An 18,712-nucleotide genomic window follows, 5' to 3' on the forward strand; every position below is an offset into this window, starting at 1 on the left:
GCGCCCAGCCGGCCGCACGCCCGCAGGGGCACCGGGCCGGCCTCACACCCGCAGGGGCGCCGCCGCGAACCCGGCCATCCCGGCGTGGAACGCCACCCGGGGACGCCAGCCGAGCTCGGCGCGCAGCCGGGAGGAGTCCGCGGTGATGTGCCGGACGTCGCCGAGACGGTACTCGCCCGTCACCACCGGCGCCGGGCCGCCGAACGCCGTCGCCAGCGCCCCGGCCATCTCGCCGACCGTCCGGGCCTCGCCGCTGCCGACGTTGTAGGCGCGGGCGCTGCCCGCCGGGCGGCCGCCGACGGCGGCGAGCGCGGCCAGGTTGGCGGCGGCGACGTCCTCGACGTGCACGAAGTCGCGGCGTTGGCCGCCGTCCTCGAACACCCGCGGCGCCTCCCCCCGGGCCAGCGCCGAGCGGAACAGCGAGGCGACCCCGGCGTACGGGGTGTCGCGCGGCATGCCCGGGCCGTAGACGTTGTGGTAACGCAGCGTCAGCACGGCGCCCCGGCAGGCGCGGGCCCAGGCGGAGGCCAGGTGCTCCTGGGCGAGCTTGGTGGCGGCGTAGACGTTGCGCGGATCGGCGGGGGCGTCCTCGGTGACCAGGCAGGGCCGCAGCGGGCCGTCGCAGGCGGGGCAGGGCGGCTCGAAACGCCCGGCATGGAGGTCGGCCGGGCGGCGCGGGCCTGGCGCGACGTCACCGTGTTCGAGGCAGTGGAAGCGGCCCTCGCCGTACACCACCATCGAGCCGGCCAGGACGAGCCGTCGGACGCCGGTGCGGGCCATGGCGGCCAGCAGCACGGCGGTGCCCAGGTCGTTGCAGGCGGCGTAGGCGGGCGCGTCGTCGAGGTCGAGCCCGAGGCCGACCATCGCCGCCTGGTGGCAGACCGCGTCCGCCCCGTCGAGCGCCCGCTCGACGGCGGCCGCGTCACGGATGTCCGCGTGGTGGAACGCCACCCCCTCCGGCAGCTCCGGGGCCCGCCCGGAGGGGTGGACGGCGGGCAGCAGCGCGTCCAGCACCCGCACCCCGTGCCCGGCCGCGACCAGTGCTCTGACGACGGCCGACCCGATGAACCCGGCACCGCCGGTGACCAGAATCTTCATGCCGCCGACGCTAGCCGCGCCCGGGCGCCGTTCGGGCGGGTCCGGAGGCGGCGTCAGAGTTCGGTAATCCGTCCGGAGGAGGGGACGGCGGGGGAGGGGGCGCGCTCGGCGGGGCCGGCGTTCAACTGCCGTTCGCCGTCCGCACCGTCCGAAGTGGCCTGTCCGTTCCATCGACCGTGGGACCCTCCTCGGCGTTTCTCGGAGCCAGGAGGCGGCAGTGGCACACCTTTCGACACATCCTTCGCATCCCTCGCGTCCCTCGCGCAGGACGGTCCTGCGGACGGGCACGGCGGCCGGCGCGCTCGCCGCGCTGCCCGCGTCCACCCTGCTGTGGACCCAGCCGGCCGTGGCCGGCACCCCCGGGCCGGAGCAGATCCACCTGCAGTGGGGCAACGAACCGTCCCGCGAGATGACCGTCTCCTGGGCGACGGCCGCCACCGTGCGCCGCCCCCGGGTCCGGGTCGGCACCCCGCGCGGCGGCGCCGGGCACACCGTCCCCGCGGAGACCCGCAGCTACGTGGACGGACTCAACCGGGTCGAGACCCACACCCACCACGTCCGCCTGGACGGCCTGCGACCCGACACCACGTACGTGTACGAGGTGCTGCACGACGGCGCCGACGCGGTGCGCGGCACCTTCCGCACCGCGCCCGCCCGCGGCCGGGCCGCCTTCCGCTTCACCAGCTTCGGGGACCTGGGCACCGGCGACGACGCGTTCGGCAAGTCCTCGATCCACGGCGCCGCCGCCGTCCGCCAGGTCGAGCAGTTCGCCCCCCTGTTCCACCTGCTCAACGGCGACCTCGCGTACGCCAACAACAACCCGCAGCTCCAGCCGCAGTGCTGGAACGCCTTCATGAGCAACCTCTCGAAGTCGGCCGCCAACCGCCCGTGGATGCCCGCCCCCGGCAACCACGAGGTGGAAGCCGGCGGCGGCGACCTCGGATACGCCTCCTACCTGACCCGCTTCGAACTGCCCGACAACGGCACCCGCGACTTCTGCGGCAGCTGGTACAGCTTCCAGGTCGGTTCGGTGCTCTTCGTCAGCCTCGACGGCAACGACATCGCCGTCGAGGACGACGCGAGCATCGACCCGGCCACCGGCCGGTCCATCTACCTCAACGACTACAGCGAGGGCGCCCAACTCCGCTGGCTGGAACGGGTGCTGTCGCGCGCCCGGGACGGCCGCCAGGTCGACTGGATCGTCGCCAACCTGCACCAGTTCGCGATGTCCTCGTCCGCCGCCAGCCACGGCGGCGACATGGGCATCCGCGAGAAGCTGCTGCCCCTGCTCGACCGCTACTCCGTCGACCTCGTCCTGGCCGGCCACGACCACGACTACGAGCGCACCCACCCGGTGCGCGGCACCGCACCGGGCGGCCTGCTCACCCCGGCCGTCGTCGACGACGACCTGCGCCGGATCGACACCTCGCAGGGCACCGTCCACCTGATCCTCGGCGGCGGCGGCACCGCCGGCCACGACGACGTCTACCTGCCCGCCGACGCCGACGGCGTCCGCCAGGCGAGCGTGCGCACCCAGCGGCTCACCTTCAAGGCCGACCCGGACGCCAAGGAGAAGGCCCACTGGTCGGCCGTCACCGACCCCGACACCCGCTTCCCGTACGGTGTCGCCGTCTTCGACGTCGACCCGGGACTCGTCCCCGGCGGCGAGACCACCATCACCGTCAGCTACTACCACTCGGTACCGGCCACCGCCGCCAACCCCCTCCCGACGCCGGTCCTGTACGACCGCTTCACCCTCTACCGCGACCGCAGCGACGGCTGGGGCCGCGACCGCGACGAGAACGCCGACAACGCCGACCGTGCCGACCGTGCCGACAACGCCGACCGCGCCGACGGTCGCGACCGGGCGGCCGCCGCCCGGCGGTAGCCCGCAACAGGCCTCACCGCCCGGGCCGGTGGGAACCGCCGGCCTCCGAGATCACTCTCGGAGGCCGGCGTTCGTCGTGGTGGGGGTTGTCGGTGCTCGGATCCCCTGTCACGTGCCGGTGGGGAAGAGGCGGTCGAGGTGGTAGTGGAGGACGGTGGTGGCCGCTGCGGCCGTCCGTTGGCCGAGCAGGACGCTCAGGCCCAGGCCGGCTGAGACGGCCAGGAGGACGACGGCCTCGTGGCGGGGGTCGAGGCGGGGGTCGGCGGTGCCGTCGGCCTGGGCGGCGGTGAGGTGGCCGGCCAGGAAGGCCTCCATCTCGTCGGGGGCCGCGAGGCGCCCGGCCGTCGGGCGGCTGCTCGCCAACCCGGCGCTCGGTGCGCCGCCCGAGATGATCGCGCCGCTGATGCTCGCGATGCGCAGCTACAAGCCGAGCACCCGGCCGGCGGCCCGGCCGTTCACGGACGAGGAGCTGCGGTCGATCGGGGTGCCCGCGCTCGTCCTGGTGGGCAGGCGCAGCGCGCCGCTGCGGCCGCGGCGGGTGGTGGAGCGGGTGACCGCGCTGGTTCCGGGGGTGCGGGTGGAGGTGGTCGAGCGGGCCGGGCACGGGCTGAACCTGGAGCGGCCGGAACTGGTCACCGAGCGGCTGTCGGCGTTCGTCGGGGGAGCGTCAGGCGGCGGCGGCCTGCGCTGACGCCGTCCGCGCCTCGTCGTAGCGGCGGAGGACGAGGCGCGCGACGGCCGGGTGGGCGCCCAGCGGGGGGCTGGTCCACGCCGCCGGCGTGGCGGCTGCGCGGCGGGCGAAGAAGCCGGGGGCGAGGAGGTAGGTGGCGAGGGCCACGTGCGGGTGGCCGGCCGCCTGGAGGTCGGCGACGGCCTGCCGGGGGGTGGGGGTTGCGGCGGAGAGGTGGGCGGGCGTGACGGCGCGGCCCAGGCGGGCGGCGAGGAGCCGGGCCATCCGGGTGGTGTCGGCGAGGGCGGTGGGGTCGGAGGAGCCGGCCCCGGCGAGGACCACGGGGGCGTGCGCCGGGGCGCCCGCGCCGGCGAGGCGGTCGGCGAGGGCGTCGGCGAGCAGCGGGTGCGGGCCGAGGGCGGGGGCGAGCCGGGCGTGCGGGAGGCCGGCGCCTGCGAGCGCGGCGGGGATGTCGACCCGGATGTGGTAGCCGGTGCCGAGGAGGAGGGGCACCAGGACGGGCTGCCGGTCGGCGAGTCGGGCGAGCGCCTGGTCGAGCGACGGTCGGGCGAGGTCCAGGAAGCAGCAGCGGACGGCCAGTTCGGGGCGGAGCGCGCGAACCGCCCGCAGCAGGGCGCGGGTCGAGGTGAGGGCGGCCGGGTCGCGGCTGCCGTGTGCCACGGCGAGCAGGACGGGCGCCATCAGCCCGCCGCCAGCCGGTAGCCGCGCTTGGGGACGGTGCGGATCAGCGTCGCGTGCGGGCCCAGGGCGGCGCGCAGCCGGCCGACGGCGGCTTCGACGGCGTGCTCGTCGGCGGAGGCGTCCGGCCAGGCAGCGCGCAGGAGTTCGGCGCGGCTGAGCACCCGGCCGGGGTGTTCGGCGAGGGCACGTAGCACGGCGGCGCCGCGCGGACTGAGCAGATGGCTCTGCCCGTCGACCAGTGCGGCGTTCCCCTGGAGGGTCAACAGCTGCCCGGCGAGGGCGACTTCGCGCTTGCCGCGGCCGGGGAGGACGTCCGCGAGCAGCCGGACCAGCGAGCCGAGCCGGCCGCGGTCGGGGTGGACGGCGGGCAGTCCGAGGTCGGTGAGCGGGCGGGCGCACAGGGTGCCCACGCAGACCGGCAGGACGTCCGCGCGCAGGGCGTCGAGCAGCGCCTCGTACAGGCCTTCGGTCTCGGCGGCGGCGAGGAGGGCGGTGATGGCGGGGGCGCTGGTGAAGGTGAGCGCGTGCAGTTGGCGTCGTACGGTCTGGTCGAGCAGCCGGCGGACGGCGCCCGGGTCCTCGGGGGGCGCCCAGCGGTACACCGGGACGGAGATCACCTCGGCGCCGCGTTCGCGCAGCGCCGCCGCGAAGGCGTCGAGGCGTACGCCGTGTTCCTGGACGGCGATCCGGCGCCCGGCGAGGGGGCGGGCGAGCAGCCAGGTGAGGAGTTCGTCGGTGGCCTCGGTGGCGGGGGAGTAGCCCTCGTCCAGGCCGCTGGCGCGGACCGCGCCGGTGGCCTTGGGCCCGCGGGTGAGCACCACGGCCCCCCGGCAGGCGTCGGCGATCGCGGCGCCCCGGCCCCAGCCCTCGGCGGCGCTCATCCAGCCGCGCCAGCCGACCCCGGTGGTGGCCACCACGTAGTCGAGCGGGGCGGCCAGGCAGCGGTCGGTGGCCTCGCGCAGGGCGAGGTCGTCGGCGAGCGGCAGGATGCGCAGCACCGGTGCCTCGACGACCTGCGCGCCGCGCCGGGCGAGCAGGGCGGTGAGCTCCTCGCGGCGGCGTGCCGCGGTGACCCCGACGGTGAAGCCGGTGAGCGGTCCGGGCTGGGTGAGGGTTGCCATGCCGGTCAGCCTGGGGCGCTCGTGTTACGGCGGCATTGCCCGGCCGTCACCTGCCGGTAAGCGAAAGTGCCGCTGCGGTTACGGCAGATGTCCGGCCGTGCACCCCGGTGCCGGGGAGCCGTGAGCGACGTGTACCGCGACCGCAACATCCGCGACCCGGTCGCGAAACAGCGGGCGGCGACCTTTCTCGGCATGACGTTGACCAGCCCCATCGCCGTCGCGGCCGGCCCGGCCGCCACCGACACGCACTGCCCGTACTGCTCGCTGCAGTGCGGCATGCGGCTGGGCGGCCCGACGGCGGACGCCCCGGTCGCGGTGCTGGAACGCCCGGACTTCCCGGTGAACCGCGGCGCGCTCTGCGGCAAGGGCCGCTCGGCGCCCGCGCTGCTGGCCCGGGACGTCCGGCTGACCGGCCCGCTGCTGCGCGACCGCCCGGGCGGGCCGCTGCGCGCCGCCGGATGGCCGGAGGCGCTGGACCGGGTGGCCGCCGGGCTGGCGAGGACCCGGGCCGCGTACGGGCCGGACGCCGTGGGCGTGTTCGGCGGCGGCGGCCTGACCAACGAGAAGGCCTACCTGCTGGGCAAGTTCGCCCGGGTGGTGCTGGGCACCGCCAACATCGACTACAACGGCCGGTTCTGCATGTCGTCGGCCGCCGCCGCGCACCGCCGGGCCTTCGGCCTGGACCGGGGGCTGCCGTTCCCGCTCGCCGACCTCCCGCACACCGGCTGCCTGATCCTGGTCGGCGGCAATCCGGCCGAGACGATGCCGCCGGCCGTCCGCTACCTCCGCGAACTGCGGGAGAACGGCGGCACGCTGATCGTGGTCGATCCGCGCCGCACCCGCACCGCCGAACTGGCCGACCTGCACCTGCAGCCCCGCCCCGGCGGGGACCTCGCCCTCGCCCTCGGCCTGCTGCACCTGGTGATCGCGGACGGCCTGGTGGACGAGGAGTTCGTCGCCGCGCGGACCACCGGCTTCGACGGAGCGCGGGCATCGGCGATGGCCCACTGGCCGGACCGGGTGGAACGGATCACCGGCGTCCCCGCCCACCAGCTCCGCGAAGCGGCACGACTCTTCGGCACGGCCCGGACCGGCATCGTCCTCACCGCGCGAGGCCCGGAACAGCACAGCAAGGGCACCGACACCGTCGGCGCCTGGATCGACCTCTGCCTGGCCACCGGCAACGCCGGCCGCCCGTACAGCGGCTACGGCTGCCTGACCGGCCAGGGCAACGGCCAGGGCGGCCGCGAGCACGGCCAGAAGGCCGACCAACTGCCGGGCTACCGCTCGATCGAGGACCCGGCGGCCCGCGCGCACGTCGCCGCCGTCTGGGGCGTCGACCCGCTGACCATCCCCGGCCCGGGCAAGTCCGCGTACGAGCTGCTGGACGGCCTCGGCCGCCCCGACGGCGTCCGGGCGCTGCTGCTGGCCGGCTCCAACCCGGCGGTGTCCGCGCCCGACGCCGGGCACGTCACCGAACGGCTGCGCGCGCTGGACCTGCTGGTCGTCGCCGACCTGGTGCTCTCCGAGACGGCCGCACTCGCGGACGTCGTGCTGCCGGTCACCCAGTGGGCCGAGGAGGACGGCACCACCACCAACCTGGAGGGCCGGGTGATCCTGCGCCGCCGCGCCCTCGACCCGCCCGAAGGCGTCCGCAGCGAGCTGTGGGTGCTCCGCGAACTGGCCGCCCGGCTCGGCGTGCCGGACGGCTTCCCCACCGAGGCCGAGCAGGCCTTCGACGAGCTGCGGCGCGCCTCGGCCGGCGGCGACGCGGACTACGCGGGCATCAGCTACGCCCGGATCGCCGCCGAGGACGGGGTGTTCTGGCCCTGCCCCGCCGAGGACCACCCGGGCACGCGGCGGCTCTTCCTGGACCGCTTCGCCACCCCGGACGGCCGGGCCCGCTTCGCCGCCGTCACCCATCGCCCGGCCGCCGAGGAGCCGGACGACGCGTACCCGCTGTACCTGACCACCGGCCGGGTGCTCTCCCAGTACCAGAGCGGCGCGCAGACCCGCCGCGTCGCCGAGCTCAACGCGGCGGCGCCCGGCCCGTACGTCGAACTCCACCCCCGGCTCGCCGAGCGGCTCGGCATCGCGGACGGCGAGCCCGTCGCGGTCACCAGCCGGCGCGGCCGGGCCGTCGCGCCGGCGCGCATCACCGACGGGATCCGGCCGGACACCGTCTTCATGCCCTTCCACTGGGCCGGCGCCGGCCGGGCCAACAGCCTCACCAACCCGGCGCTCGACCCGGTGTCGCGGATGCCCGAGTTCAAGCTCTGCGCCGTCCGGGTGGAGCCCGCCCACCAGGAGGCCTCCCGATGACCCCGAGGATCGCCGTGGTCGGCGGCGGCATGGCGGCCGCCCGCTTCGCCGAACGCTACGGCGCACTCGGCGGCCCCGGCACCGTCACGGTGTACGGCGCCGAGCCGCGCGGCCCGTACAACCGGGTGCTGCTCGCCGAGGTGCTGACCGGGCGCTACGACGCGGAGGCGATCGCGCTGCCGCTCGGCGGCGCGCGGGCGCGGCCCGGCTGCGAGGTGGTCGCGTTCGACGCCGACGCCCGGACGCTGCGCCTGGCGGACGGCAGTGTCGAGGACTGGGACGAACTGGTCCTCGCCACCGGCGCCAACCCGGTACTGCCGCCCGTGCGCGGACTGCGCCGGGCCGACGGGCACGGCCTGATCGAGGGCGTGCACACGCTGCGCACCCTGGAGGACTGCGCCCGGCTGGCCGAGGAGGCCGTCGGTGCCGGGCGGGCGGTGGTGATCGGCGGCGGGGTGCTCGGAGTGAGCGCCGCCCGGGCGCTGGCCGCGCTCGGTGTCCGCACCGAGATCGTGCACCAGGCGCCGCACCTGATCGAACGCCAACTCGACCACGAGGCGGCCGCGGTGCTGCGGGAGCGGCTGCGGGCACTCGGCGTCGAGTGCTACACCGGCAACCGCGCCCGCGCCGTGCACGGCGCCCCGGGGGCGGCCGGAGCGCGGGACAGGGTCGGCGTCGTCGAACTCGCCAGCGGCTACCGACTCGACTGCGACCTGGTCGTCCTCGCCTGCGGCACCCGCCCGCGCACCGCCCTCGCCCACGCGGCCGGACTGCCCGTCGCCACCGGTGTACTGGTGGACGACCGCCTCGCCGCCGCCCCGCACGTCCACGCCATCGGCGACTGCGCCGAACACCGCGGCACCGTCCACGGCCTGGCGGGCCCCGCCTGGGAACAGGCCGACGTGCTCGCCCGCCGGCTCTCCGGCGCCGACCCCGACGCCCGCTACCCCGGCACCCGCCCGCGGGCCCGGCTCAGCACCGGCGGCCTGGAGTACGCGGCCTTCGGCACCGTCGACGAGACCCTGGACCCCGGCCTCGACGTGCTGCGCCTCACCGACGCCACCCGCGGCAGCTACAAGAAGCTCGTCCTGCGCGGCGACCGCCTGGTCGGCGCCATCCTGCTCGGCGACCTGGCCACCGTGGACGCGCTGGCCGGCGCCTTCGCCGACGACGCCGCGCTCGCCGGCCACCCCCTGCACCTGCTCACCCGAGGAGTAACGCGATGACGACACGCCCCCACGACCGGATCCGGGACCTCGTCCTGGTCGGCCACGGCATGGTCGGCCAGCGCTTCCTGGAAGCCTGGGCCGAGCAGCCGGCCGCGCGCGCCTGGCGGGTCACCGTGCTCGCCGAGGAGCCCCGGCCCGCGTACGACCGGGTCCACCTCAGCTCGCTGTTCTCCGGGAGCACCGCCGAGGACCTCACGCTCTGCCCGGCCGGCTTCCTCGCCGAGCACGGCATCGACCTGCGCCTGGACGACCCGGCCACCGCCGTCGACCGCGACCGGCGGCTGGTGCGCACCCGCTCCGGCACCGAAGTCCGCTACGACGCGCTGGTGCTGGCCACCGGTTCGGTGCCCTTCGTGCCGCCGGTGCCCGGCACGGACGCCCCCGGCTGCCACGTCTACCGGACCATCGAGGACGTCGACGCCATCCGGGCGGACGCCGAGACCGCCGGCACGGGCGTGGTCGTCGGCGGCGGCCTGCTCGGGCTGGAGGCGGCCGGCGCGCTGCGGGCCGGCGGACTGGACACCCACGTCGTGGAGTTCGCGCCCCGGCTGATGGCCGTCCAGGTGGACGACGGCGGCGGCGCGACGCTGCGCCGCAAGATCGAGGACCTCGGCGTCACCGTCCACACCAGCGCCGGCGCCAGCGGCGTCCTGACCGGCCCGGACGGCCGGGTCCGCGGCCTCGCCCTCTCCGACGGGCGCGAACTGGCCGCCGACCTCGTGGTGTTCTCGGCCGGCGTGCGCGCCCGCGACCAGCTCGCCCGGGACTGCGGCCTGCCGGTCGGCCGGCGCGGCGGCGTCGTCGTCGACGCGCACTGCCGCACCGAGGACCCGGCCGTCCTCGCCATCGGCGAGTGCGCCCAGGCCGCCGACGGCCGGGTCTACGGCCTGGTCGCCCCCGGCTACCAGATGGCGGAGACCGCGGCGCGCACCCTCGCCGAACTCGACGGCGAACGCTCCGGCCCGGCCGGCGAGGGCTTCACCGGTGCCGACACCTCCACCAAGCTCAAGCTGCTCGGCGTCGACGTCGCCAGCTTCGGCGACCCGCACGGCACCGCCGACGGCGCGCTCGACGTGCTCTACAGCGACAGCCGCAGCGGCGTCTACCGCAAGCTCGTCATCGGTGCCGACGGCGCCCTGCTCGGCGGCGTGCTCGTCGGCGACACCGAGGGCTACGGCACCCTGCGCCCGCTCGCCGTCGGCGGCAAGCCGCTCACCGTCGCCCCCGAACAGCTCGTGCTGCCCGCCGGGTTCGCGGGGGCCGCCGGCCCGGTCGCCCTCCCGGACGACGCGGTGCTCTGCTCCTGCCACAACGTCACCCAGGGCGCGGTGCGCGCCGCCGTCCGCGACCAGGGCTGCGACAGCGTCGCCGCCGTCAAGAAGTGCACCCGGGCCGGCACCGGCTGCGGCAGCTGCCTCAAGCAGCTCGGCACCGTCGTCACCGAGGAGCTGGAGGCCGCCGGGGTCAGCACCGTCAAGGGCCTGTGCGAGCACTTCGCGCACACCCGGGCCGAGTTGTACGAGATCGTCCGGGTGACGGGGCTCACGAGCTTCACCGAACTGCTCACCCGGCACGGCAGCGGCGGCGAAGGCTGCGAGGTCTGCAAGCCGACCGTCGCCTCCATCCTGGCCAGCCTCGGCAACGGCCACATCCTGGACGGCGAGCAGGGCGCGCTGCAGGACTCCAACGACCACTTCCTCGCCAACCTGCAGCGCAACGGCTCGTACTCGGTCGTCCCCCGGGTGCCCGGCGGCGAGATCACCCCCGAGGGCCTGATCACGATCGGCGAGATCGCCCGCGACCACGGCCTCTACACCAAGATCACCGGTGGCCAGCGGATCGACATGTTCGGCGCCACCGTCGACCAACTGCCCGTCATCTGGAGCAAGCTGGTCAAGGCCGGCTTCGAGTCCGGCCACGCCTACGGCAAGTCGCTGCGCACCGTGAAGTCCTGCGTCGGCGAGACCTGGTGCCGCTTCGGCGTCCAGGACTCCACCACCCTCGCCATCGAACTGGAGCTGCGCTACCGGGGGTTGCGATCCCCGCACAAGCTCAAGGCCGCCGTCTCCGGCTGCGCCCGCGAGTGCGCGGAGGCGCAGAGCAAGGACTTCGGCATCATCGCCACCTCGGCCGGCTGGAACCTCTACGTCGGCGGCAACGGCGGCATGACCCCGCGCCACGCCGACCTCCTCGCCGCCGACCTCGACCGCGAGACGCTCATCCGCACCATCGACCGCTACCTGATGTTCTACATCCGCACCGCCGACCGGCTGGAACGCACCTCGGTCTGGCTGGAGCGGCTGGAGGGCGGCCTGGACCACCTGCGGGCCGTCGTGCTGGACGACTCGCTCGGCATCGCCGCCGAACTGGACGACATGATGGCGCGCCACATCGGCGGCTACCGGGACGAATGGGCCGAGACGCTGGCCGACCCCGAGCGGCTGCGGCGCTTCGCCTCCTTCGTCAACGCGCCCGGCGCCCCCGACCCCGCCGTGACCTTCGTACCCGAACGCGGCCAGATCCGCCCCGCCCGCCCCGGCGAGGCCGGCCGCACCCTCGACTCCCCGGTGCTCGTCGCCGGGGCCCGACTGGAGGTGCTCACCCCGTGACCGTACAGATCCACGACGGTACCCGCTGGCAGACCGTCTGCACCCTCGCCGACCTCCAACCCGGCCGCGGCGTCGCGGTGCTGCTGCCGGAGGCGGGGCAGGTCGCCCTCTTCCGGGACCGCGCCGGAACGCTCTACGCCGTCGACAACCTCGACCCGTTCAGCGGCGCCCCGGTCCTCGCCCGGGGCCTGCTCGGCAGCCGCGGCGACCGGCCGACGCTCATCTCGCCGATGTACAAGCAGGTCTACGACCTCACCGACGGGCGCTGCCTGGACGAGGACACCGCTCCCGACGGCGCCCCCGCCGTGCTGCGACGCTGGCCGGTGCGGGTCGCCTCCGAGGAGGCCGCGGCATGACCGCCGTCCTCGACACCAGATCGCCCGCGCCGCTGGCCGGCTGGGATCCCGAGAACGAGGAGTTCTGGCAGCGCGCCGGCGCCCGGATCGCCCGCCGCAACCTGGTCTTCTCCGTGCTCTCCGAGCACATCGGCTTCTCGGTGTGGAGCCTCTGGTCGGTCCTCGTCCTCTTCCTCGGGCCCCAGTACCACATCGACACCGCGGGGAAGTTCACGCTCACCGCCCTCCCCACCGCACTCGGCGCCCTGCTGCGGCTGCCCTACACCTTCGCCGTGGCCCGCTTCGGCGGACGCAACTGGACGGTGATCAGCGCCCTGCTGCTGCTCGTGCCCACCGGGCTCGCGGCCGTCGTGCTGGAACCCGGGGTCTCGTACGGGACGCTGCTGGCGGTCGCCTGCGCGGCCGGCGTCGGCGGCGGCAACTTCGCCTCCTCGATGGCCAACATCAACGCCTTCTACCCGCACCGGCTCAAGGGCTGGGCGCTCGGCATCAACGCGGGCGGCGGCAACCTCGGCGTCCCGGCCGTGCAACTGCTCGGGCTGCTGGTGCTGTCCACCGCCGGCGCCGCCCACCCCCGCCTGCTGCCGCTGCTCTACCTGCCGCTGATCGTGCTCGCGGCGGCGGGCGCGTGGCGGCGGATGGACAACCTGGCGGTGTCCGGTGCCGGCGAGGGGCGGGCCCTGCGGGAAGTGGCCCGCGACCCGTACGGCTGGGCCGTCTCGACGCTGTACATCGGGACGTTCGGCTCGTTCATCGGCTTCGGCTTCGCCTTCGGGCAGGTGCTGCAGGTGCAGTTCCACGACCGCTTCGACACCCCGGTGAAGGCGGCCGCGCTCACCTTCCTCGGGCCGCTGCTCGGCTCGCTGCTGCGCCCGGTCGGCGGACGGCTCGCCGACCGGTACGGCGGGGCCGTGGTCACGCTGTGCACCTTCCTCGGGATGGGGGCCGGGACGGCGGTCGTCCTCGGCGCGTCGCGGGCGGGCTCGCTGCCGCTGTTCCTGGCCGGCTTCATCGCCCTGTTCGTGCTCAGCGGCATCGGCAACGGCTCGACGTACAAGATGATCCCGGCGCACTACCAGGGCGTCGCCCGGTCGGCGGTCGAGGCCGGCGCCGATCCGGCCACCGCCGAGGCCGACTCCCGCCGCCGGTCCGCGGCGCTGATCGGACTCGCCGGGGCGATCGGGGCCTTCGGCGGAGTGCTGGTGAACCTGGCGTTCCGCCAGTCCTTCCTCGCCAGCCACAACGGGGACGCGGCGTACCTGGGCTTCCTGGCGGCGTACGTGCTCTGCTCGGTGCTGACCTGGGCGGTCTGGCTCCGGCGGCGGTGAGCACTGGGCCCGGGGCCGTCCGTGCGACGTCGGACGGCCCCGGCGCGCGGCCCCCGGCCGGACGGTCGGCGTCAAGCCGCGACACGCCCAGCGATTGCCCTACGCTCGTTCCCTGCACTCGGGGAGGGGCGCGAGCGGTGGCCGACACCTTGAACACGAACAACGGCACGGTGCACGGGAAGTTCGTCCAGGCCCGGCACATCGAGAACCTGTACCTGGACGGGTCGCGCCCGGCCGTCACCGACACGGACGACCCCTGGGTGCACAGCGCCGCCGACTCCCGAGCCTGGCAGCACGTACGGGCCGACCGGGACGCCGAACCGTACCGGGGAGCCGCACTCGAAACCGTCCGCGAACTCGCCCGGCTACGGGACTCGGTCGACCTGGCCGACGACCCCTGGCAGGACCCGGGGATCGCGGTCCGCTTCGCCTCGCGGGTCGGCTGGCTGCTGGGCGACGACCGCCTCGACCTCTACCCGGCCGAGGCCGCACTGCTGGCAGTGCTGCCCTTTCTCTACCGGGTCCGCTCCTTGCACCTGGCCTCCGCGAGGGCCGGTGTCCGCCCGACCGACCTCCAGCCGTCCCCGGCACCCGACGGCGACCGGGCGGCGTACGAGCAGTTCATCGACTCCCACGACCTGCTCACCCAGCGGGCCCGGACCCGGCCCGCGTCCGCCGCGCCCCTCGGCTGGTGGCTCTACCACCGCTGGCTCGACCAGCACGAAGACCTCGCCGACCCCGAAGGCGTGCGCGAGCTCCTCGACCGGCTGCCCGCCCTTCCGTCCCTCGGCGAGACCTTCTCGCCGAAGCGGATCAGTGTCCTCCTGCACGGCCTCCGCCGAGGCCCGGACGTCACCAACCGGGACTACCTCGCCGGCCTCAGCACCGACGACCACCTTCGGGCCCCGGGCGAACAGCACGTCCGGGAGGTGCGGTTGGCGCTGCTGCTCGCTCTCGCCTTCGGCACCGCCATCGAGACCACCGCCCTGCCCGACATCGTCGCCGAACACCTCGGCATTCCGCACGAGGTCGACCTGGCCGCCCTGCGCAGGACCCTGGACGAGGCGGTGTGGGGCGGGTCGTACGACCTGCCGGTGCTGCGCGCCGAGTGCCACCACGAGGCGGTGGTCGAAGGCCTTCGCGAGTACACGGCCAGGGCCGACGAGCTCCTCCACGCCGTCCGCCGCGTCCTCACGTCGCACCCCCTCCCCACCCGCCTCACCTCCGACGAGGCCGCCCCCGCCGCCGGAGCCTTCACCGGTTGGGCGCGGTTCCGCCTCGACGAACGCCGCGTCCGCAGCCTCCTGATGGGCGTCGAGCTGTACCGCGACCGAGACCTCGCCGTCCGCGAGCTCTACCAGAACGCCCTCGACGCCTGCCGCTACCGCCGGGCACGGACCGAGTACCTGGACCGCACCAACACCCTGGGCGCGAGCTTCTCCTACGACGGCCGGATCGCGTTCCGCCAGGGCGTGGACGAGCACGGCCGCGCCTACCTGGAATGCCAGGACAACGGCGTCGGCATGGGCGAGGCCGAGTTGCGCGGCGTCTTCTCCAACGCCGGCGCCCGCTTCGCCGAGCAGTTGGACTTCAAACTCGAACGCGCCGAGTGGCGAAAGGCCGCCCCGCCCGTCGAGCTGTATCCCAACAGCCGCTTCGGCATCGGTGTCCTGAGCTACTTCATGCTCGCCGACGAGATCCGGGTGACCACCTGCCGGATGGGCGCCTCCGGTGAGCTGGGCCCGGAGCTGGAAGTCTCCATCTACGGCCCGAGTCACCTCTTCCGCATCGTTGAACGCCAGGAGAGGACCTGCGGTCCCGGCACCACCGTCCGCCTGTACCTGCGGGACGACATCGAGCTGGGGGATTCGTGGTCCTGTCTCGATGTCCTCGAACGCCTCCTGGCCGTCGCGGAGTTCGCCACCTCGGTGGTGCACGGTCATCGGAGGTCGGACTGGGAGGCCGGAGTCCTCCGACCCCGGGCAGCGCGCCAGGGGGAGACCTTCGGGTTCTCCGCCACGGGGCATCTCACGCCGTGGGCGGGCGCCCCGGACGGCGTGCAGGTGACGTGGTGCGAGCACGGCGGAGCCCTGCTGGTGGACGGTCTGGTGGTGGAACCGGAGGCCGCCCGAGGGGTGTTCTCGTCCGAGCGCGGCGGGTTGTCCGGGGTCGTGGTGAACCTCACCGGAAGACTGGCGCCGGCGAAGATGTCGGTCGATCGCCGTCGGGTCATCAGCGACCTGTCCCAGCTGCTCCGGGATCTGCTGGCGGCAGCGGCATCGGAGTTCGTGGAACGCGACTCGGCCGTGTTGACCATGGCGTGGATCCATCGCGTGACGGAAGCCGACTACCAGGTCGCCGACCTGGTGGCCGCCGAGGTCGTTCGGCAGGGGCGCCGGCTCGAACTGTCCGGCGTCGAGTACGACACCCGCCGGACCGGGTGTCTCCTCGGGGACGACGGAATCCTCCAGTGGTTTCGGACTCCTGACGAGTTCGTCAGGGACGATGTCACGGGTAGCCCACCCGACCACATCCTGCTGTGGCGGGTGATGGCTCATGGCGTGGAACGGCTTTTCCCGGAACTTCACGTCCTCTGTCCGGAGCTGCGCGGATCTCGGAACGTGCGGCCGGCGATGCCGTCGGACATCGCTCTGCTGGCGCCGCGCGACCGGCGCTTCACCGGCAGGTCGTGGACCCGGGCGGAACTGGACGACACGTGGATCGCCGGGGTTTCGACTGATCTCGGGGCCACACCCGAGTGCGTCCGTGCCCGGGCTGCCGGGCTCGGCCTGGCGCCTCGTCGTGGGGTCGCGGTCCAGGGGATGCCTGACCCTGCGTACGCCGGCGTCAACGACGTGCTGGTCCTGGCCGATCGGAACGGAATCACCGCGGCCGAAGCGGCTGCTGTCTGGGCGGCCTCGGGGCGGGAGGTCACTCGCGAGGTCGTGGACCTCGCCATTGCCGTGGACACCGACCCGGTCTTCCTCTGGAAGCGGTCGGGCAAGGGAACGTTCTGGGCCGGGCCCCAGCAGCCGGGCGGAACCGTTGAGCCCGGTCTTCTGGCCAAAGCGAGCCGGGTGCTGGGGATCCCGGTCGACGAGGTCCGTGCGAGGGTGGCGAGCTACGGCCTGGAGGCGGATGCGAGCGGTCTGCCGCCGTTTCCCACCGACGAGATCCTGGCGCTGCTGAGCCGGTATCCCGACGGCTCCGGTCCGTGGTGGAAACGGTCGGAACCGGTGCCGGCCAGTCATCTGCTGCATGTCCTGCGAGACCTGGGAATCCCCGCCGCGCGGTCCGCGGAGATGCTCGGAGCAATGGGTTTCCGCGTTCCGCGCGTTCCGGAGGATGCCCGTGTGGCGGATCTGGGGCTCTTCGAGAGCACGGTAAGACGGTGGGACGACGTGGCCGAGCTGACCTTCGAGCGCCTGTTCGAGCTGGTGAAATCGAGGGACTCCTCACTGAGTGAGGTCGTCGAGCGATTCCGGGCCTACGGCGTGGAGCTCTCGATGTCCTTTCCGGACAGGCCCACCCGGCTGGACAAGGAGCTCTTCTCGTCCGATGGTGCGATGGACTGGAGTGGTCTGCGGGTGGGTCGCCCGGTGCCGTTCGCTCGGCTGATCATGGCGGCTCGGCTGCTCCAGCGGAGTCCGGGTGACCTGGCCCGGCACCTGAGGACCCGTGGGATCGTTCCGACCTGTGACGACCTGCCGGCCGGGCTCACGACGGACCAGGCGTGGGGGCTCCTCACGCGCGGCCGGTCGAGAGGGTTCATGTTGAACACCGACGTCAGCCTGGCCGACCTGCTGAGGCTGTCGCTGAGAACGGGACAACCGATGGCTCGGATCGTCGAGTGTTACCGGGAATGGGGCATCCCCGCCCCCGATGCCGCCGAGATGGTCCGCGACGCGCTCGCCCGGGTGCCGATGGCCGACCCCACGGAGGAGTGAATCGGCCCCTGAACAGGGCTGCTGCGACCCGGTCCGGTGTTCTACAGTTCTGTAGAACAAAGCGATCGGGTGAACGGGGCACGACATGGACAGACCGCTACGACTGCCGCAGCAGGACCGGGCCGACTTCGAGACGGAGCTCGGGCGCGCCCTGACGGCCCCGCAGGTGCGGGAGGCGTTGCGGGACGCCGGCGGTGAGGTGCTCGGGGTGGAGCGGCTGCGCCGGGCGGCGCGGGAGAACGCGGAGTTCGTGCTGGCCGCGGCGGCGCCGGAGTACGAGCGGTACGCGGCGCTGCGGGCCGACGCGGATGCGATGGCGCGGCTTCCGGTGGACGCACCGGCGCGGGAGCGGGCCTCGGGGTGGTGGGGCGTGCTGGGGGTGATCGTGCCGATCTTCGCGGTGGCGGCGGCCCTGGTCTTCCTGCTGCTCGGCTACGTGTCGGGGCTGTCCGAGGGCCTGGAGGTACCGGCGCACGCCCTGCTCGGTGCCGGATGGGTGGCGGCCGGGGTGGCGGCCGCGAGCCTGCTGGTCGGCGGGCTCGGGCTGTTGGGTGCGGCGGCCCGGTCGGCGAAGCCGTCGACAGACGAAGGAGCCGACGGGGCGCGGGAGTTGGTGCGGGCGAGGGACGCCTGGCGGGTGGCGCTGGCGGAGCGCGGGCTGGTGCCCTATCTGGTGGCGCAGGCGAACGCGGCGCCCGGTCAGCGGTGTTGATCGAGTCCGGGTGAACGGGCGGCGTCGACCAGGAGCCGGGCGGCGTCGAGGGGGATGGCGAGCCGACGGGCGATCCAGGGCGCGGCCCGGCCGGCCCGGGCCAGCATCCAGGCGGAGTACAGCTGCCCGAGCTGGGGTGCGTTCCCGGCGAGCAGCAGGGGGCGGACGGCCTCCATCGGGAAGCCTTCCAGGGCGCGGGCGCTGTATTCGCGGCCGTCGGGTCCGGCCGGGGGCAGCGGGAGCGGGCGGCGGGCGTCGAGCCAGCGGCTGAACAGTACGGCGCCGACCACCAACAGGCCGGTGCCGGAGGCTCCGATCAGGATGCCGCCGATGACCGGGCGGTCCTTCTCCTCGGCCATGCCCAGGGCGATCTCCTCCAGGACGAGCAGGCCGAGCACGGCGAGCAGGGCCGCGGCTTCGCCGGGGCGCGGGTAGGGCCGGGTCGTCGGCATGCGGAACCTCTTCCTCGGCGCGGTGGCCGGGGCGTTCGGGCGGGTGCGGCGGTTCACCCTCCGTACAACGGCGGCGGGCGGTCCGGGGCACGCCCCGACGGGCCGGGCGGTGAAACGCCGGACGTGTGTTGACGTGACGTCAGGCCGCTTGCGCGGCAGCGGCGTTGGGTGGCATCCGGGGGCCATGGAGCTCACCTCGATCCGGTCGGTCGCGCGGCTGGGCGCGTACAACGACGGGGTGGGGAGTGCGGCTTCGGGCTCCGGCCAGCATAGCCCCT

General features: G+C 74.7%; 14 protein-coding genes. 9 read left to right on the forward strand and 5 right to left on the reverse strand.

From position 1 onward, the window contains the following. Window positions 1–42: 42 nt before the first annotated feature. Entirely contained in the window at window positions 43–1,098 is a 1,056-nt protein-coding gene (locus IF30_RS0130445; RefSeq protein WP_030244450.1) for an NAD-dependent epimerase/dehydratase family protein, read from the reverse strand. 217 nt (window positions 1,099–1,315) lie between these two features. Between IF30_RS0130445 and IF30_RS0130450 the strand changes: the two genes are divergently transcribed. Then, window positions 1,316–2,986, forward strand: coding sequence for a purple acid phosphatase family protein (locus IF30_RS0130450; protein WP_158835598.1), 1,671 nt, complete (start codon window positions 1,316–1,318; stop codon window positions 2,984–2,986). A 108-nt stretch (window positions 2,987–3,094) separates the two neighbouring features. Here IF30_RS0130450 and IF30_RS0130455 read toward each other — a convergent pair whose 3' ends face one another. Beyond that, complete coding sequence (locus tag IF30_RS0130455; RefSeq protein WP_234322901.1) at window positions 3,095–3,349, reverse strand: TetR family transcriptional regulator C-terminal domain-containing protein; 255 nt, start codon at window positions 3,347–3,349, stop codon at window positions 3,095–3,097. Window positions 3,350–3,374: 25 nt separating this feature from the next. On the opposite strand from IF30_RS0130455, the gene IF30_RS42220 reads away from it, so the two are divergent. Continuing rightward, on the forward strand, window positions 3,375–3,677 hold the full coding sequence (locus tag IF30_RS42220; RefSeq protein WP_030244453.1) for an alpha/beta fold hydrolase: 303 nt from the start codon (window positions 3,375–3,377) through the stop codon (window positions 3,675–3,677). On the opposite strand, the gene IF30_RS0130465 is transcribed toward IF30_RS42220, so the two are convergent. Next, a complete protein-coding gene (locus tag IF30_RS0130465; RefSeq protein WP_051711563.1) occupies window positions 3,654–4,358 on the reverse strand; it encodes a sirohydrochlorin chelatase in 705 nt (234 codons plus the stop codon). The two genes, IF30_RS42220 and IF30_RS0130465, sit on opposite strands and share 24 nt — an antisense overlap. Beyond that, window positions 4,358–5,479 carry a uroporphyrinogen-III synthase gene (locus IF30_RS0130470; protein WP_030244456.1) on the reverse strand — a complete coding sequence of 374 codons (1,122 nt, stop codon included), beginning with the start codon at window positions 5,477–5,479 and terminating at the stop codon, window positions 4,358–4,360. Before IF30_RS0130470 ends, IF30_RS0130465 begins: the two co-directional genes overlap by 1 nt. A 192-nt stretch (window positions 5,480–5,671) precedes the next feature. Here IF30_RS0130470 and IF30_RS0130475 point away from each other — a divergent pair, with 192 nt between their 5' ends. The 7 genes from IF30_RS0130475 (at window position 5,672) to IF30_RS42225 (ending at window position 17,982) form a co-directional block, all read left to right on the forward strand. Further along, window positions 5,672–7,801: a molybdopterin oxidoreductase family protein gene (locus IF30_RS0130475; protein WP_051711570.1), complete on the forward strand. Its 2,130-nt coding sequence runs from the start codon at window positions 5,672–5,674 to the stop codon at window positions 7,799–7,801. Next, window positions 7,798–9,027: an NAD(P)/FAD-dependent oxidoreductase gene (locus IF30_RS0130480; RefSeq protein ID WP_030244458.1), complete on the forward strand. Its 1,230-nt coding sequence runs from the start codon at window positions 7,798–7,800 to the stop codon at window positions 9,025–9,027. Before IF30_RS0130475 ends, IF30_RS0130480 begins: the two co-directional genes overlap by 4 nt. Then, window positions 9,024–11,639 carry a nitrite reductase large subunit NirB gene (gene nirB / locus IF30_RS0130485; RefSeq protein ID WP_030244459.1) on the forward strand — a complete coding sequence of 872 codons (2,616 nt, stop codon included), beginning with the start codon at window positions 9,024–9,026 and terminating at the stop codon, window positions 11,637–11,639. The genes IF30_RS0130480 and nirB overlap by 4 nt, the downstream gene beginning before the upstream one ends. Continuing rightward, the gene (gene nirD, locus IF30_RS0130490) at window positions 11,636–11,995 is read left to right on the forward strand and encodes a nitrite reductase small subunit NirD (RefSeq protein WP_030244460.1); all 360 of its coding nucleotides are present in this window, start codon (window positions 11,636–11,638) and stop codon (window positions 11,993–11,995) included. The genes nirB and nirD overlap by 4 nt, the downstream gene beginning before the upstream one ends. Further along, on the forward strand, window positions 11,992–13,323 hold the full coding sequence (locus IF30_RS0130495; protein ID WP_030244461.1) for a nitrate/nitrite transporter: 1,332 nt from the start codon (window positions 11,992–11,994) through the stop codon (window positions 13,321–13,323). The genes nirD and IF30_RS0130495 overlap by 4 nt, the downstream gene beginning before the upstream one ends. A gap of 137 nt (window positions 13,324–13,460) precedes the next feature. Next, the gene (locus IF30_RS0130500) at window positions 13,461–17,270 is read left to right on the forward strand and encodes a hypothetical protein (RefSeq protein ID WP_030244463.1); all 3,810 of its coding nucleotides are present in this window, start codon (window positions 13,461–13,463) and stop codon (window positions 17,268–17,270) included. 85 nt (window positions 17,271–17,355) lie between these two features. Continuing rightward, the gene (locus IF30_RS42225; protein WP_051711564.1) at window positions 17,356–17,982 is read left to right on the forward strand and encodes a hypothetical protein; all 627 of its coding nucleotides are present in this window, start codon (window positions 17,356–17,358) and stop codon (window positions 17,980–17,982) included. Here IF30_RS42225 and IF30_RS0130510 read toward each other — a convergent pair. Next, on the reverse strand, window positions 17,970–18,434 hold the full coding sequence (locus IF30_RS0130510; RefSeq protein WP_051711566.1) for a hypothetical protein: 465 nt from the start codon (window positions 18,432–18,434) through the stop codon (window positions 17,970–17,972). The two genes, IF30_RS42225 and IF30_RS0130510, sit on opposite strands and share 13 nt — an antisense overlap. Between the last annotated feature and the right edge of the window lie 278 nt (window positions 18,435–18,712).

Source organism: Streptomyces sp. NRRL S-350, assembly GCF_000719705.1.
Classification (GTDB): domain Bacteria; phylum Actinomycetota; class Actinomycetes; order Streptomycetales; family Streptomycetaceae; genus Kitasatospora.